The sequence below is a fragment of the Rhizorhabdus sp. genome (assembly GCF_018006725.1).
Classification (GTDB): domain Bacteria; phylum Pseudomonadota; class Alphaproteobacteria; order Sphingomonadales; family Sphingomonadaceae; genus Rhizorhabdus.
Genome location: NZ_JAGMXV010000461.1, coordinates 1 through 2,532, shown reverse-complemented (window position 1 = coordinate 2,532; position 2,532 = coordinate 1). Strand labels below are relative to the sequence as shown.

Annotated in this window: 2 protein-coding genes; both read left to right on the top strand. The window is 57.2% G+C overall.

All coding sequences use genetic code 11. The features are described 5' to 3' along the window. A partial coding sequence (locus KAY22_RS27855; protein WP_296626281.1) for a hypothetical protein occupies nt 1–1,344 on the top strand: 1,344 nt, incomplete at its 5' end. 119 nt (nt 1,345–1,463) lie between these two features. Then, nucleotides 1,464–2,413 (top strand): IS630 family transposase gene (locus tag KAY22_RS27850; protein WP_296626280.1). Its coding sequence is split into 2 segments (ribosomal slippage): nt 1,464–1,799 and nt 1,802–2,413, totalling 948 coding nucleotides; the frame shifts between segments, so codons are not numbered across the junction. The last annotated feature ends 119 nt before the right edge of the window (nt 2,414–2,532 follow it).

Below are 2,532 nucleotides of genomic sequence, written 5' to 3'. Positions count from 1 at the left end.
CCCCTCCTCATTCCAGACGACCCCCGCGGAACCGGGGCGGTCAGACCTGCTCCCCATCCCCTCGCTACATCAGATGGCGGGGTCCCCATGGCTGCCCTCGCTCTTGGGCCTCCGGACAAAATCCTGCGGCTTTCGACCTCAGGCGAGGGTCTGCAATCGATTTCCCGCACCTTCATTCCTGAGCCCGACGTCAGCACCGTGGTAGTGCGCTACAAATTTGTGACAAGCGAAGTCCCTGGTGGCTATTTTGGAACAAAATATAACGACTATTACAGCCTGACCCTGCGATCACATGCTGGCCAAGTCAAAATTGACAGCAACAGCATGAACAATCTGGGTCTTGCCGCATTCGACGCCAATGGTGCCACGGCTTGGCGCGAGTTGGCCCTCCCCGTCAATCCGAATGGCGACACGGTTCAGATTATCGCCGGCGTTGCCAATATTGGTGACGGATCCTATGATTCGCAGCTACTGATCGACTATGTAAAGGAAAAGAACTTCAGTATTGAGAGCGTGAAACTCAAGGACATCGACGATGTCGATCTCAAATTCTTGAGTGTGGGGGATTCGAACCCCTATTTTCACGGAATAAATCCGATTTATGGAACCATTACGCTGAAGGGCAAGGCCACCACCAAGCTCAGCTCCTTGGAACTGGAGATAATTCAAGATGGTGAGGTCGTAGCCAAAGCCGGCCTCCACTCAGATGCCGCCGCCATTCTCATCGGCCAGGAGTTCGGCTCCGACAAGACCCTGGCGATCACCTTATCTGACAACCTGTTTGATCTGCCTGTCTCCGAAGCGGAAAAAGTTGACGATAGCGCCAATGGCAAACTCACCTTGCGCGTGGTGGCCCAATCAACCGACGGTGAGACGGTCCAGAAGGATTATGAAACCCCTGTCCAGATCCTCACCCGCTTTACCGACAGCAACCGTTATGGTCAGCGCGACGAGGGGCGCGGTGGGGATGACTGGGCCCTGCCTTTCACCGTCGAACTCGCCGAGCATTTCACAAGCGTAACCTACGGCGATTTCAGCAATATCAATGCAGGATCATTCAAGCCCGATCATGAAACCCATGAAAATGGCCGCCATCTTGATGGCTGGTTCGATGGCTACAATGCCCGCAACGGAGCAACCGCGGACAAGATGATCGACTATCTCAACGATCCCGATTATGGTTCTCACATCAAGACAGTTTATGTGACCTTTAGCAAATCCGGAGGAAATACAAGCTTCTGGAATGCGATCAAAGACATTGAACTAGACGACGGCCGCATGGCTAAGGATGTAATATTGCCTCTCAGCAATCACGATACGCATTTTCACTGGATAATATATTAGTTTTGATATGGCAAAAGGCGGAGTATATTAGAGCCAGACTCGTCCGGATTGAATCGAGAGGGATTCCCAAATCGGTTGCGAAGTGATTCAAGCTTCTTGCTGGGCGGAGGCCAGCAGGGATGGCAGCTTCGCTTTCGTTGGATCTCCGTCGTAGGGTTCTGGCCGCAGTCGCCGACGGGCTGTCGCATCGCGCCGCGGGCGAGCGTTTTGCCGTGAGCGCGGCAAGCATCAGCCGCTGGCGTGCCCTGGAGCGTGAGCAAGGGGATGCCCGGCCGAAGGCTATGGGCGGTGACCAGAGATCCCATCATGTCGACGCCCACAAGGAGGCGATCCTCGCGGCTCTGGGCCCGGAGCGTGATCGTACGATTGATGAGGTGCGTACCATCCTGCGCGACGAAAAGGGCCTGGTGTTTGGCTTCGGCGCGATCCAGCGCTTCTTCAAACGCCACGCCGTCACGCGCAAAAAAAGACGGCCCACGCCACGGAGCAAAACCGCCCGGATATCCTGACGCGCCGCGAGGCTTGGTTCGAGAGTCAACTCGACCTTGATCCGGAGCGCCTCGTCTTCATCGATGAGACCTGGGCCTCTACGAACATGGCTCGTCGGCACGGTCGCTGCCTGCGCGGTGAGCGGCTTCGGATCGGCGTTCCCCATGGCCACTGGAAGACCACGACCTTCGTCGGCGCCCTGACCCTTCGCGGTTTCATCGCGCCCTGGGTCCTCGACGGGCCGATTAACCGCGACGCCTTCGAGACCTATGTTGCCAAGGTCCTCGTGCCGGAGCTGAGGCGAGGCGACATCGTCGTCATGGACAACCTGTCGAGCCACAAGGGGCCACGCGTACGCGAGATGATCGAGGCCGCAGGCGCCGAGCTCAAATACCTCCCGCCCTACAGCCCCGACTTCAATCCAATCGAGAACGCCTTCGCCAAACTCAAGGCGCTGCTCAGAAAGGCCGCCGAGCGAACCGTGGAAGGGCTCTGGGCCGCGATCGGCCGCCTCATCGACCACTTCCCACCCGCCGAATGCCGAAACTACTTCTACGCAGCGGGGTACGATGCAACCTGATCGAATGGCGCTCTAGAGCATTTTCCCATCATGTTGCATCATAGCCTGCGGCGGCAAAGTAGTTTCGGCACTCTTCGGGCTTGAAGAGATCGATCAACCGTCCGATCGCGGACCAGAGG